This window comes from Micromonospora halophytica (genome assembly GCF_900090245.1).
GTDB lineage: Bacteria > Actinomycetota > Actinomycetes > Mycobacteriales > Micromonosporaceae > Micromonospora > Micromonospora halophytica.
The window spans coordinates 475,090-487,022 of sequence record NZ_FMDN01000003.1 but is presented as its reverse complement, the minus strand read 5'-3'; the positions used below and the strand labels follow the sequence as shown (position 1 = coordinate 487,022).

14 protein-coding genes are annotated in these 11,933 nt (G+C 71.8%); 4 read left to right on the top strand and 10 right to left on the bottom strand.

Going from position 1 to position 11,933, the window contains the following annotated elements; all coding sequences use genetic code 11:
* Positions 1–40 precede the first annotated feature (40 nt).
* Positions 41–892, top strand: coding sequence for an aldo/keto reductase (locus GA0070560_RS07335; protein WP_091292852.1), 852 nt, complete (start codon positions 41–43; stop codon positions 890–892).
* A 97-nt stretch (positions 893–989) separates the two neighbouring features.
* Here GA0070560_RS07335 and GA0070560_RS07330 read toward each other — a convergent pair whose 3' ends face one another.
* The 4 genes from GA0070560_RS07330 to GA0070560_RS07315 all read right to left on the bottom strand — a co-directional run bounded on the left by GA0070560_RS07330 (position 990) and on the right by GA0070560_RS07315 (position 2,991).
* Positions 990–1,490, bottom strand: a complete 501-nt coding sequence (locus GA0070560_RS07330; RefSeq protein ID WP_091292849.1) for a GNAT family N-acetyltransferase — start codon at positions 1,488–1,490, stop codon at positions 990–992.
* A gap of 133 nt (positions 1,491–1,623) precedes the next feature.
* Positions 1,624–2,028 carry a hypothetical protein gene (locus GA0070560_RS07325; RefSeq protein ID WP_091292847.1) on the bottom strand — a complete coding sequence of 135 codons (405 nt, stop codon included), beginning with the start codon at positions 2,026–2,028 and terminating at the stop codon, positions 1,624–1,626.
* Complete coding sequence (locus GA0070560_RS07320) at positions 2,025–2,285, bottom strand: hypothetical protein (protein WP_091292846.1); 261 nt, start codon at positions 2,283–2,285, stop codon at positions 2,025–2,027. The genes GA0070560_RS07325 and GA0070560_RS07320 overlap by 4 nt, the downstream gene beginning before the upstream one ends.
* Before the next feature lie 13 nt (positions 2,286–2,298).
* A complete protein-coding gene (locus tag GA0070560_RS07315) occupies positions 2,299–2,991 on the bottom strand; it encodes a hypothetical protein (RefSeq protein WP_091292843.1) in 693 nt (230 codons plus the stop codon).
* Between the two features lie 618 nt (positions 2,992–3,609).
* Between GA0070560_RS07315 and GA0070560_RS07310 the strand changes: the two genes are divergently transcribed.
* Positions 3,610–3,888, top strand: coding sequence for a hypothetical protein (locus GA0070560_RS07310; protein WP_091292841.1), 279 nt, complete (start codon positions 3,610–3,612; stop codon positions 3,886–3,888).
* 22 nt (positions 3,889–3,910) lie between these two features.
* Here the strand turns inward: GA0070560_RS07310 and GA0070560_RS07305 are convergent, their stop codons facing one another.
* The 6 genes from GA0070560_RS07305 to GA0070560_RS07280 form a co-directional block, all read right to left on the bottom strand.
* A complete protein-coding gene (locus GA0070560_RS07305; protein ID WP_091292839.1) occupies positions 3,911–5,224 on the bottom strand; it encodes an AAA family ATPase in 1,314 nt (437 codons plus the stop codon).
* 110 nt (positions 5,225–5,334) lie between these two features.
* Positions 5,335–6,840, bottom strand: a complete 1,506-nt coding sequence (locus GA0070560_RS07300; RefSeq protein WP_139131452.1) for a hypothetical protein — start codon at positions 6,838–6,840, stop codon at positions 5,335–5,337.
* Between the two features lie 152 nt (positions 6,841–6,992).
* Complete coding sequence (locus tag GA0070560_RS07295) at positions 6,993–7,256, bottom strand: hypothetical protein (RefSeq protein WP_091292834.1); 264 nt, start codon at positions 7,254–7,256, stop codon at positions 6,993–6,995.
* Positions 7,256–8,173, bottom strand: a complete 918-nt coding sequence (locus tag GA0070560_RS07290; RefSeq protein ID WP_091292832.1) for an FAD-binding oxidoreductase — start codon at positions 8,171–8,173, stop codon at positions 7,256–7,258. Before GA0070560_RS07290 ends, GA0070560_RS07295 begins: the two co-directional genes overlap by 1 nt.
* Positions 8,170–8,481, bottom strand: a complete 312-nt coding sequence (locus GA0070560_RS07285) for a globin family protein (protein ID WP_091292829.1) — start codon at positions 8,479–8,481, stop codon at positions 8,170–8,172. The genes GA0070560_RS07290 and GA0070560_RS07285 overlap by 4 nt, the downstream gene beginning before the upstream one ends.
* Positions 8,478–8,759 carry a hypothetical protein gene (locus GA0070560_RS07280; RefSeq protein ID WP_245675399.1) on the bottom strand — a complete coding sequence of 94 codons (282 nt, stop codon included), beginning with the start codon at positions 8,757–8,759 and terminating at the stop codon, positions 8,478–8,480. The genes GA0070560_RS07285 and GA0070560_RS07280 overlap by 4 nt, the downstream gene beginning before the upstream one ends.
* A gap of 536 nt (positions 8,760–9,295) precedes the next feature.
* Here GA0070560_RS07280 and GA0070560_RS07275 point away from each other — a divergent pair.
* Both GA0070560_RS07275 and GA0070560_RS07270 read left to right on the top strand, forming a co-directional pair.
* A complete protein-coding gene (locus GA0070560_RS07275) occupies positions 9,296–10,753 on the top strand; it encodes a helix-turn-helix domain-containing protein (RefSeq protein ID WP_091293057.1) in 1,458 nt (485 codons plus the stop codon).
* Positions 10,750–11,676, top strand: a complete 927-nt coding sequence (locus tag GA0070560_RS07270; RefSeq protein ID WP_245675398.1) for an aminoglycoside phosphotransferase family protein — start codon at positions 10,750–10,752, stop codon at positions 11,674–11,676. The genes GA0070560_RS07275 and GA0070560_RS07270 overlap by 4 nt, the downstream gene beginning before the upstream one ends.
* Positions 11,677–11,933: the final 257 nt, after the last annotated feature.

Here is an 11,933-nt window from a genome sequence, read left to right as displayed (position 1 = left end):
GTGCGAACCGGGCGTACCTGACGATGGGAGAAGAACCCGGATGGCGAACACGATTCCCGACATCGCCCTGAACGACGGCAACACCATCCCGCAGCTCGGCTTCGGGGTGTACCAGATCGAGCCGAAGGACACCGTCGAGGCGGTGGGCAAGGCCCTGGAGATCGGCTACCGGCACATCGACACCGCCGAGATGTACGGCAACGAGGCCGAGGTCGGCGAGGCGATCCGCCGCTCCGGACTGGACCGGCGCGAGGTCTTCGTGACCAGCAAGCTCAACAACGGTTTCCACCGCCCGGACGACGCCCGCAGGGCGTTCGACTCGACGCTGGCCGCGCTGAGGATGGACCACATCGACCTGTTCCTGATCCACTGGCCGCTGCCCACCCGCTACGACGGCGACTTCGTGTCCACCTGGCGGACGCTGGAGGAGTTCCGGCGCGACGGCCGGGCCCGCTCGATCGGCGTGTCCAACTTCCAGGTCGCGCACCTGGAGCGGCTGGCCGCCGAGGCCGAGGTGGTGCCCGCGGTGAACCAGATCGAGGTGCACCCGTACTTCGGCAACGCCGACGTGCGAGCGTACGGCCGGGCGCACGGGATCCCGACGGAGGCGTGGTCGCCGATCGCCCAGGGGAAGGTCCTCGACGACCCGACCCTGGTGGACATCGCCGAGGAACTGGGCCGCACGGTGGCCCAGGTGGTGCTCCGCTGGCACGTGCAGCGCGGCGACATCGTCTTCCCGAAGTCGACCACGCCGAAGCGGATCGAGGAGAACTTCCACATCTTCGTCTTCGACCTGGACGACGCGACGATGGAACGGATCACCGGGCTGGACAGGGGTGAGGCCGGGCGGCAGGGGCCGGACCCGGACACCTTCGACTACCTCCCCGCCTGAGGATCCGCGGGTGCCCGGCGGGTCTCGGACGCCCGGCCCTGCTCCTGCGCGTATCCACCACCCACCTGACTCACCCGCTCGCCGTCGCGCCGTGGTGTCAGGCGCTCAGGTCGATCCGCCAGTCGTTGGAGCGCATCAGGTGCCCGGGCGGGTACTCGAACTCGGTCTCGCCGAGCAGGGTGAAGCCGGCCTTGCGGCAGACCGCGTTCGAGGCCGGGTTGTCCACCGACGGGTACGCGTGCGCCCAGCGGTGCCGTCGGCGCGCGGCGGCCTCGGCGACGACCGCCCGGACGGCTGCGGTGGCCAGGCCGCGCCCCTGATGCTCGGGCAGGATCGCCCAGCCCATCTCGTAGACCGGCTCGTCGCGCCAGACCCGCTCCCAGTAGCCGACGCTGCCGGCCTTCGCCCCGTCGGGCAGCACGACGGTGAACATGACGCCCTGGCCGGTGCCGGCGAACCGGACGTAGCGTTCGTGCCGGGCGAGCACCTGCTCGTCGGTCTCCGGACCGCCGGTGTGGTGGCGGATCTCCGGCGCGTTGAGCCGCCGCAGCAGCGCCAGGTCGTCCTCGTCCCACGGTGTGATGCGCACCTCGGTCATCCCTGCTCCCCCGTCCGGTCGCCCGGCCTCAAGTGAAGCAACCACCGCCGACATTCCGCGTCCACGGCCACCGCCGCCGGCCCCGATCCCCACGACCGGGGACCCTGATGATCGACGGTGACGGGTTCACCACTCAGCGGGCGTCGGTGACGACGTGGGAGCAGGCGGGGCAGGCCGCCGGCCCCTGCTCGGCGTACCACCGGCAGGTCCGCCGGATTGCGCACTTGGGCAGCTCCGGTTCGGCCGGGTCGGCCACCTCCCGGTAGGACTCCACGACGCGGGCCCCGAGGCCACAGTGGTCGCCGGTCCAGAAGCCGCAGGACGAGGTGATGCAGGGGCCGGCGAGCCGGTAGCGGGCCTCGACCGGGGTGCCCGCCTCGACGGGCACGGCGAGCGCGACCTCGGCCGGGACCTGCGGGGTGACGTAGGCGACCCGGCCCGCCGGGCTGATCATGCCGAGGAAGACCGTGGCGTTGGCCGCGGAGGTGCTCGGGCACATCCGCTCCGGCGGATCCGGCCGGCGGGCCGGCTCGGTCACCGGGGCATCCAGAATCCGAGGTCGTTGATCTTCTGGCCGAGGTCCTCGGCGAACGGGCCGTCGATGACCCAGATCCCGTACCACTCGGGGCGGAGCTTGAGGTTGGCGTGGCCGAGGGCGAGCGGGGTGGCCAGCTTGGCCCCGGCGCTCGACAGGGCGGCCAGGCCGGCCTTCTGGATCTCCCCGGCGATGTGGCTCTGCTGATCCGGGGTGAGGTCGACGCCGTCGACGACGAAGCGGAACTCGTTGCGGGCCATGTCGTGTCTCCGATCACTCGTACGATTCGGTGCCCAGCCCGCGGCGCAGGCTGGCCCTGGTGAACGCGGCCCAACCGGCCCGGGAGGCGACGTCCGTCCGGTGCCCGGCCCGGCGGAGCACCCGGTTGGCGTGCTCCTGCCAGCCGGTCGGCTGCTGCCCCCACAGCTCGCGCAGCGCCGCGCCGGCGAAGGCGACCTGGGCGGACGAGCCCGTCCAGCCGCCGGCCCCGTCCACCACCCGCAGGCTCCCGTCGGGCAGTGCGCGGACCGTCGGGAAGTGGTGGTGCAGGCTGGCGAGGGTGCCCCACCAGGCGGCGTCGACCCGGCCGGCGGCGAAGCCGTCGCGCAGCTGGACGCCGTACCGGTGGCGGACGGTGTGCAGGGTGAGGGTGTCGCCGTCCGCGCCGACCGAGGCGACCACCTCGACCGGCACGCTCCACGAGCGGGGCGAGTTCGCCGACCAGAACGCCAGCCAGCCGGCGAGGCGTTCGTGGAAGTCGGTCTGGAACCGGGCCACCGCGCCGTCCACCGTGCGCAGCTGTGCGGTGGCGATCCCGTCGCGGACGACCAGCGGGGTGGTGGTGCGGGTCGGGGCCGCCGTGGCGGCGGCCGGTCGGGCGGCCACGCCGGCGACGGTGACCGCCGAGGCCGCCGCCGCGCCGGCGAGCAGCCAGCGGCGGGAGAGCGGGTGTCCGTTGTGGTCCATGCGACGGACTCTATAGACCGATATAGATCACTGATACGGCTCTGCTGTCGGGACGCCGACAGTAAACGCGGTGATCATGGGCGGCGTGAACAGGCATTCCTGTGCCTGCCGGGCACGGCATTCACGCGCCCACCGCGGTCCACCCCGCCACCAGGAACTACTGTTCGTCATATTGAAATTACCCTCGGTTGATATCAGCATGTTTCTATGACCTTCAGATGCGGAGAGCCGAGGCTCGACAGCCGTCCGTGCCGGAGACCTGTCAGGAACGCGCCCTGCTACCAGCACCGCTACCCGCGGATTCCCTCGACAGGTGTCACCTGGAAGCCGCCCTCGGGCGGCGGGCCGGAGCCGATCGGGGATCTGCTGGACATGCTCGGTGGGCCACCTTCGCGGAGAGCGGATCGGCCTTCCGAATCCGCCGCACGGCTACGAGCGAGGATCGACAACGACGCCTGGCGACGATCGGTCGAGCGAAACATCCGGGATCTGGTCGGTGACAGGGCCTACGAGCGGGGCCACCCGTGGATGCGCACCGCCAACTGCGCACGACTGGCGTACGCGGCCCGGCACCTTCTGGAAGTCGACGCCACACTACGGCGATCGACTGGCGAGACGGTGACCGAAGCCCTCTCGGCGATCTCGGTGCCCACCCTCGCCGGCCAACTCGCCGCAGCCGTGGCCGCACGCGCGCCCGTGCCGCCGTTGACACAACTCAGGGCGGCGGCACGAGCGCTACGGCTCCTCGGTGTCCTGACCTGCATGCTGCGCGGGGCGGCGGCGGCGAACTGCCTGTGTCTGATGGATCTGCTGAAGGAGGTCACCGGGGCGGAGGCGGGTGTCCTCCTCGACCAGGAGTTCCAGGGGCTGAGCCGCAGCCTCGGACGCGCCGCCTGAACCCACCGGACCGGTGGACCGGTTACGTCCCGCCCAGGTGGGTGAGCATGGTGTGGTTGGCGGCCCACCCGTCCGGGAACTTCACCGGCACGTCCAGGTGCACCGTCTCCGTCGACGGGTGCGCGTCCAGCAGTTCGCCGATGCCCGACCGGGCCACCACGACGCAGGCGTGCCGGTGCCGGGACGCCAGCACGCAGAGCCGCCCCGACTCCAGGTGGAACGTGGTCGCGTCCCGCCGCCCCGACAGCGGGTGCAGCACGATCGTCAGGTCGTACTCGCGGCCCTGGAGCCGGTTGGCGGTGTCGACGGTGACGCCCGCCCCGGCCTCGCCGAGGCGGGCGCGGATGGCGGCGACCTGGTCGCGGTGCGCGGCGCCGATGGCGATCCGGTCGGCGGTGACCGGCGAGCCGGCCGGCGCGTGCTCGCTGACCGCGACCGCACCCCGGGCCAGCACCCGCAGCGCCAGCGCCGCGCAGGCCGAGGCCGCCTCCGCGTCGGTACGCACAGTGTGCCGGGCCGGCAGCTCGTGCAGCGCCCAGCCGGTCGCCGCGGCCGTCTCCACCGCTACGTCGAGCGGATCGCCCGGCCCGGGCCCGGTGAACGCCAGCGCCCGCTCGGCCGGGCCGGTGCCGGCGCGGAAACCGGTGAACGGGTAGAACGCCTGCGCGACCACCGGGGCCGCCGACGCGGGCAGCCGCCACGACACCGGCAGCCGGTGCACCGGCAGCTGCGGGTTGTGCCGCAGCAGCACCGCGACCGCCGCCTGCATCGGATCCCAGGTCAGGCCCGTCCAGCGCCCGGTCTCGACGGTGGAGAACGGGTCGAGCTGCCCCGGGTCACCGACGAACAGCGCCCGCTCGAACCTGCCGGCCACGCGCAGCAGGGCGTCCGAGCGCATCTGGTACGCCTCGTCAACGATCGCCCACGGCCAGCAGCCCTCGGTGACCGTGGCCCACTTGGCGGCCGTACCGATGACGACCGCCGGACCGCCGAGGTCGGCGACCTTGGCGGCGACCCGGACCGACTCGTGGCCCTTCACCCGCTCGGACGGCTGGTAGTCACCGGCGGACAGCCGGCCGATACGCAGCTCTGGGGCCTTGCGGGCGAGCCGGTCGATGAGGTCGTCGACCTGCTCGTTGGTCTGCGCCACGATGATCAGCGGCTCACCGGCGGCGGCCAGCTCGACGGCGGCGCGGACGACGAGCGTGGACTTGCCGGCCCCGGGCGGGGAGTCGACGACCACGCCCCGGTGTACGCCGGAGCGCAGGTCGGCGAGGACGGCGGTGATGACCTGCTCCGCCTCGACGGCGGGCGGCACCGCCAACGTGGCGCGCATCGACCACCTCCCGCACGGCTGCCACCCCTGGCAGCGGTCCCGTCACCATACGAGCCCGGCCTGACGCGTACCGGACCGGGCGCGGTTCGATCCGGATGCGGTGCGCCGGTTCAGGCGTACGCGAGGGCGAGCCGGCGGTGCTCGACGTCGTTGGTGCGGTCGGCCAGCGCGCGCAGTTCCGAGGATGCGGTGGCGGTGTTGCGTGCGCACCAGGCGTGCATGAGGGCGGTGGCGGTTTCCGGCGGGCTCCCGGTGGCGGTGGCGACCACCACCTCCGCGGTTTCCTCCAGCAGTTGGTCGATGGTCGGCACGGTCACGCCCAGCTCACGCAGGTGCCCGGCGAGCAGACCAACACCCATGGGGGTCAGTGCGGCGGCGACGCCCCTGTCGATCACACCGAGCGTGGCCAGTTGGTCGAGTAGACGGTCGGTGTCGTTGTCGGCGAGCCGGCGCCAGCTCCGCTCCTGCTCCTCGGTGCCGGGGGTGAACCCCAGTCCGTCGCAAGCCGCCTGGTAGGCGAGCTCCCGCAGCTCGTCGAGTTCCAGAGGCTCCGGCGCGATGTACAGCGCCATGGTCACGGCGAACACCGCCTCGTCGAACCGCCACCGCAGCACCGACTCGGCCCACCCGCCGCCGCAGACCGCCTCGCCGAGCTCGAACAACCCGGTGAACGCCCGCCGGGACAGCGCCAGCGGGTCCGCCAGCACCTTCGCCGCGCTCTTGACCGGCACCAGTCGCCCCTTCACCACCCGTACGACGCGGGCTGCCCGGGCCCAGGCGACCAGCACGGTGAGCACGTACAGCTCGTCGCTGCTGCCGGTCTTGAAGACCCGGTCGCCGATCACCGGGTCGACGACGTCGCCGGTGTCGAGCAGCGCGACGAGTTCCCGCGCGTCGGCCAGCCGCAGCCGGCCGGTGCTGGTCAGCGTCCGCCCATCACCGAGCCACCGCACGAGTTCCCGCATCCGGCGTACGACAACTGACTCGGCGGCCAGCCCACGGAGCGTGTCGTCGTCGGGCACGGCCACCAACGGTAGCGGTGGGTGCCGGTCGGGATCCTCGCCGAGCAGGTGGTTGGCCATCACCTGGTTCAGCAGGTCCTTGTCGACGGCGACGCGACCGGCGTGCAGGTCGGCGATGAACCGCTCGGCGGCCACCTGGTCGGTGGGATCGATGCCCTCGTCCAGCATCCGGGTGGTCCAGAACTTCGCGAGCCCGTACCGGCTCTGGTCTGCCATCGCGTCGGCGAACGGATCGGCGAGCTTGTCCAGGGCAGCGTGCAGCAGCTGCCGGTCGGCGCAGCGCCGGTCGGCGAGGTCCTGGTCGAAGAGGAAGTCGACGAACGCGCCCACGGTCGGCGCGACGGAGACCCACTGGTTCGGCGGCAGCGTCACCTGGCGGGGGAACCAGTCGAGCAGCGCCCCTTCCAGATCTTCGGGTTGCCATCGTCCGAGCAGGCCGTCACCGTCGGACCAGCGGTGGTCGAGCAGCGCCTCGATGACGAACAGGTCGACCGGCCGGCGGTGCCGTCGGGCCCAGCGGTCGAACCGCCGGACCAGCCGCTGGCGGGCGGAGAGGAAGAGGTCGTCCGGCGCCGACGTGTAGACCATCCGCATGACGGCCGACACTACCGGCGTGGCACCTGCCGGTCGAAACGCGGCTTGAGAGCCAGGACCAGACCTTCCTTCGTACTCCCTGGGTTGGCGGTCTCCTGCCAGCGGACCTCGCAGGCTGATGCGCCACCACCGGCCGGCACCTCCCACCTTCGTCAGATGCCGTCGCCCTGTCGGGCGGCCGTCCGGGCGGACTGCCAGGTGCGCAGGGCGTTCTTGATGCGCTGGTTCTCGGCGTACGCCCGGTCCCGCTCGCGGGTGCGTTCGCGCAGCTCGTGGGTGAGGCGGTGGAGCAGGGCGTCGACGTCGGCGGGCCGGTAGCCGCGCCGGCCGAGCGGGGTGCGCGGCAGGGTGACGGTGGTGAGCCCGTCCGGGCCGAGCGGGCCGGCGAGCGCGTTGCGGCTGCGGTAGACGGCCATCACCCCTCCGGCAGGTGCGGCAGGTGGATGCGGTCGGCGGGTACTCCGGCGGCGAGCAGCCGCAGCCGGGAGCCGGCCAGCATCGCCGGCGGCCCGCAGAGCAGGACGTCCTGGTCGGGGCGCAGGTGGTCGAGGGCGACGGTGAGCGCGTCACCCCACTCGCCGGGCGCGGCGTGCGGGTCGTGGGACAGCGCGGGTACGACGGTCAGCCAGCCGTGGGCGCACTGGAGTGTGTCGAGGCTGATCGCGTCGTACAGCTCGGGGAAGGTGCGCGCGCCGACGACCAGGATGACCCGCCGGTCGCCCGCCTCGGCGGCGGCCTGCTCGACCAGGGCGCGCAGCGGGGCCAGCCCGGTGCCGCCGGCCACCAGCAGCAGGTCAGGGCCGGTCAGGTGCAGCCCGGTGTCGGCGGGCGGGCCGAGGTGGAGCAGGTCGCCGGGGCGTACCTCGTGGACGAGGCTGCCGGAGACGGTGCCGGCGGGCACGGCGCGGACGTGCAGCTCGACGGTGCCGTCGGGGCGTGGGACGTTGGCCGGGGAGTACCAGCGCCAGCGGCCCGGGTGACGCGGCAGGCTGACCGGGACGGCCTGGCCGGGTCGCCAGTGCAGCCGCCGCCAGGGGCGGACGGTGACCACGGCGATGCCGGCGCAGGGCCGGTCGTGGGTGAGGACCTCGGCGGGCCGCCAGGGCGGGTCGTCGCCGGTGCCGGTGGGCAGGGCGCAGCCGGTGAGCCGGGAGATCACGTCGGCGTGCGGGCGCAGGTCGAAGTACCCGGCGGCGTGACCGAGCACCGTCCGCAGTGCCGCTCGCTCGGCCGGGTCGTCGGTGTCGGCGTGCCGGCGCAGGGCGGCGACCAGCAGCCGCGCGTCGTGCTCCGCCAACTTCGGCCGCAGCGCGTCGCGAAGCTCGTCGATCACCGGCTGACCGCCTGGGTCAGCCGGGCGATCCGGTCGTCGGGCAGGTCCAGCGCCCAGAGCACACCCGTCAGGTAGTCCACGATGCGCCGGTGCTGCGCCTCGGACAGGCCCAGGCCGCGCCAGCCGTCGTGGCGGCCCGTGCCCGGCGTCCGCCCGTCCGTCGCCGGCTCATCGCCGAGGGCCGCGGCGAGGCTCGCGGTCAGGTGCGTGCCGAGCCGCTCCAGGTCCACCCCGACGAGGTACGGCGACAGCTCCGCGTCGGCGACCACCAGGCGCAGCCACCGGGCGGTGATCTGCTCCGGGCTCACCGCCGGGTGGCCTTCACCGTGTCTTTGTGCTCCACCGGTGTGGCCTGCTCCGGCAGATCAGCCTGCGCATGTGGTTCGACCAGTGCGGCCTGTTCGGGCAGGCCGGCGGCGGCCAGCGTCGCCCTCCCCCAGCGGGCCAGCCGGCACGGGAACGGGACGCGTTCACTGCGACAGAGCAGGCCCTCGGGCCACGGTTCCGGTGCGTGGGTGCGCACGGCGCGGATGGCGACGGTCAGGTCCTCGTCGGTGACCGGGGTGAGGACGGGGAAGTCGGTCATGGTCGTCCCTCGCTCGTGGATGGTGGAGGGGCACCGGGGCGGGCGGGGACGGCTACCGCGCCGTTCGGGTCGGCGCGGCAACCGGAGCCCGGCACCCGCCCCGGGCCATGCGACGACCTTCGCCGCTGGGCGGGGGCGGAGCTATGCCGTGATGATCGTGCGAGCTATGCGCGCTGCGTATGCGCGCGGTGACTCGTCCGGTACGTCGCCCGGCGGCGGGCGGTCACGTCGAGGGGCGGACCGTGGTGTGGGGCGGAGGTGGCGCGCTGCTTGCGTTCCCAAAGCCGGACGAGCGCGACGGCGAAGGCGGGTGTGCAGGACAAAGGCGTGCCAGCCGATGTCAACCGGCTCGGACGGGCCGATCGGTTCGGTGGTGACGGCAGGCACCGAGAAAGGCGAGCGCCTGGTCCAGGGATGGCAGCGCGAACATCATCGATATGCGCGCTGCGTATACCGCTCCCCCACTCAGCGGGTTGAATGGATAGGCTCGACGAGGCGACACGGACGGGAGCCACCTGCCGATGGCGAGGTTGCCGGTGACACACACGAACTGCCCCCGATGCGGCGGACGCCTGGCCCGCGACAACGACAGCGGACGCTGCGCGCCCTGCCAGGCGGCCGAGCGGGCCCGGATGAGCGCGCCGCCGGCGGTGCCGGCGTCGTTCTGGGAGCACGAGCCGGTGCGGCAGGCGTTGGCGTCACGGCACCTGGGTCGGGTCATCCGGGCGTATCGGTGCCATCCGTATCACGGGCGGTCGGCATTGCCGCAGACCGTGGTGGCCGGGTGGCTGGGAATCACGCAGGCGCAGTTGAGCCGGGTCGAGAACGGGCCGCCGGTGGTGCACCTGGACCGGTTGGCGCACTGGGCACAGGTTCTTCGTATCCCCCTGGAGCATCTGTGGTTCGCAGCCCTCGGCCACACCCACAGCGCAGTCGGCGCTATCAACATCAGCCCGATGTCCCACGCGCAAGTCTCGGAAGCAGACCAAGGCCGGCGGGCATTGCTCGCTGGTATCGCCGCCGTCGCCGCAGGCGCAGGGCTCGTAGGCGGCAGGGGTCTCGTCCAGCCCCGACGTATCGGCTCCGCAGATGTCGCTCGGCTGAACGCCGTACTGGAGCTGTACCGCTCGGTGGACTATGAATGCGGCGGCGGGCTGCTGTACGGGGAGGTGGCACGGTTCGCTGAGTCGGTCTACCGCATGCTCGATTGGTCGCACCCGGCCGGACTCACTCCACGCCTCGTCGCAGCGGTGGCGGCAGCGCGACAGTTGGCCGGCTGGACGGCGCTCGACGCGGGTAGGCACGGTGACGCGCAGCGACATTTCGCCGCCGGCGAACGGGCTGCGCTCACCGCTGGCGATGTCCTGCTTGCCGCGATGATCCGATACTCGCAGGCCAAGCAGCTTCAACACCTGCGGCACAATCGGGACGCGCTCGCTACGTTGCAGCTCGCTCAGGCGCAGCTGGGATCGCGGGCTACTCCGACGATCAAGGCCCTTCTCTGGGGTGCGGAAGCAGCCTCCATCGCGGCACTTGGCGACCACCAGGCCGCCACGACCGCCCTCGGTAAGGCGAGCGATCAATTCGAGCGCATCAGCAACGAGCGCGAGCCGGACTGGTTGGGCTTCTACGACCGTGGCGAGTTGCTTGCCCAGTACGGCCGCGTGTACCGGGACAAGGCACGGCAAGACCGCAGATACGCGCGCGAGGCGGTGCGGTGGGTACAGGACGCCATAGCCGCATTCGGCCCGGCGAACGTGCGCAGCACGGTGCTGAACGAGGTCGGGCTGTGTAGCGCACTGTTCCTGGCTGACGAGCCTGAAGAGGCACTCGCTGTAGGTGCCCGCGTGATAGAGCAGGCGCGAGCCATGAGTTCCAAGCGGGTGACCGATCGGGTCGTTAACTTGCGCCGTGATCTGGCACGGCACCTGGAACTCTCGGAGGTGGCCGAGTTCGAGCGTCGTCTCTGCATCGAAGCTGCGGCGGCCAAATGAGCGGGCGGTTCTCCAAGGAGACGATGACTGCGGCCATGCGGCAGATCGCCACCGTTCTGGGCGTTCCTTCCGACGATGCCGAACTGCTACGACTGACCAACAACGCCGTCTTCGCCCTGCCCAGATCAGGGATCGTCATCCGGATCGGGCGCACCCATCGCCTCCGCGACCGGGTGACGAAGGTGGTCCAGCTCGCGCAGTGGTTCGCCGAGATCGACGCGCCGACGATCCGCCTACCGCCAGGCGTCGAGCAGCCGATTCGGGTCGGCGAATTGGTCGCCTCGATCTGGACGTACGTTCCGCCGCTGTCACCCGCACCGGCGGTGGAGGACCTCGGCTTGGTGTTGCGCGAATTCCACGCGCTCGGCGTTCCATCCTTGCCGCTTCCCCTTTGGGACCCGATCCAGGACGCACGCCAGCGGCTGGCCGACGCCGAAGGTCTCGACGGGGAGGACCGAGACTTCCTGCTGGAGTGGTGCGACCGACTCGATCCGCAAATCTCTGCTTTCAGCAGGGGCGCAGAGCTGAAGCTCATCCACGGAGACGCCCATGTCGGCAACCTGCTCCGTCACCCTTCCGGCCGTACGGTGATGTGTGATTTCGACGCGACATGCATCGGCCCGTGGCAGGTTGACCTGGCAGCGGTTGCCGTCGGCGAGGCCCGTTTCGGGGTCTCGGGGGCCCACCGCACGCTAGCCACCGCCTACGGCTTCGACGTCACCTCGGACCCGTCATGGCCGCTCTTCTGCCAGGCTCGGGAACTTAAGATGATCGTCGCCGCTGTGCCGCTCCTCGCGACTTCGACGAAGATCGCCGCCGAGTTCGCTACCCGTCTCCGTTCCGTGCAAGAGGATGATCACGAGACGCGCTGGACAGCATTCGCCGACCTCACCACGCCGATCAGGAAATCGGGGAGAGTCTGATTCGCCCAGCAGTCAACGCTGCCGGATGGTCCGCACTCATGCGGATACGGCAATCAGAAGCCCCGCATCGCCCACAAGATCACGCGAAGATAGCCTGAGAGGGCCTTCACATCGCCCTGCTGCGCTGTCAATAAGCTTCGAATTCGCTATCGGACGGCAAGCACCTGCCAACACTGCGGCGTCTCCGCAGTGTTGGGGCAGGTCGCAGGGGACGAGGCCCGCCCAGGCCCACCGGCATCGGATGACGAGCGGGCAGG